General features: G+C 65.7%; 1 protein-coding gene and 1 pseudogene. Both read right to left on the reverse strand.

Annotated features, from left to right (window positions below):
• A pseudogene (locus tag EOA27_RS39030) lies at positions 1-208 on the reverse strand (ABC transporter permease); the annotation flags it as partial.
• The coding region (locus EOA27_RS39035) for an ABC transporter permease subunit (protein ID WP_127259030.1) at positions 198-654 on the reverse strand (457 nt) is incomplete at its 5' end. The gene EOA27_RS39035 and the pseudogene EOA27_RS39030, both read right to left, overlap by 11 nt.

Consider the following 654-nt stretch of genomic DNA (forward strand, 5'->3'; position numbering starts at 1 on the left):
GCGTTAGCGCATCCCATACGTCCGGCCGGTTCCAGGTAACGGCGAACCATTGCGTGGTGAGCCCCGGCGGCGGCCAGACGAAACTCTTCTCTTCCGTCGTGAAGGCGTAGACGAAGATCAGCAGGATCGGCAGGTGCAGGAACAGCAGGCCGCAGGCGGCGGCGATCTTCAGGCCGAGCGGAGCACGTTGGCCACGGTCAGAGCGCATCGAAAGCCCCCATGCGCTTGGCGCCCCAGAGATAGAAGCCCATGATGACGATGGGCACCACGGTGAAGGCGGCGGCCAACGGGATGTTGCCGGCGGTGCCCTGCTGCGAATAGACGGCCTGGCCGATGAAGAGGCGTGACGTGCCGATAATCTGCGGGATGATGTAGTCGCCCAAGGTCAGCGAGAAGGTGAAGATCGAGCCGGCGACGATGCCGGGCAGCGCCAGCGGGAACAGCACGTTGCGGAAGGTCTGGCCGGGCGAGGCGCCGAGATCGGACGAGGCCTCGACCAGGTTGCCGGGCACGCGCTCGAGCGCGGCCTGCACAGGGAGGATCATGAAGGGCAGCCAGACATAGACGAAGACGATGAAGGTGCCGGTGAAGGAGACCGACAGCGAGTTGCCGCCGACGATCGGCAGCGACAGCCAGGCGTCGAGCAGCCAGAGC

The organism is Mesorhizobium sp. M2A.F.Ca.ET.037.01.1.1, from assembly GCF_003998075.1.
Lineage (GTDB): Bacteria > Pseudomonadota > Alphaproteobacteria > Rhizobiales > Rhizobiaceae > Mesorhizobium.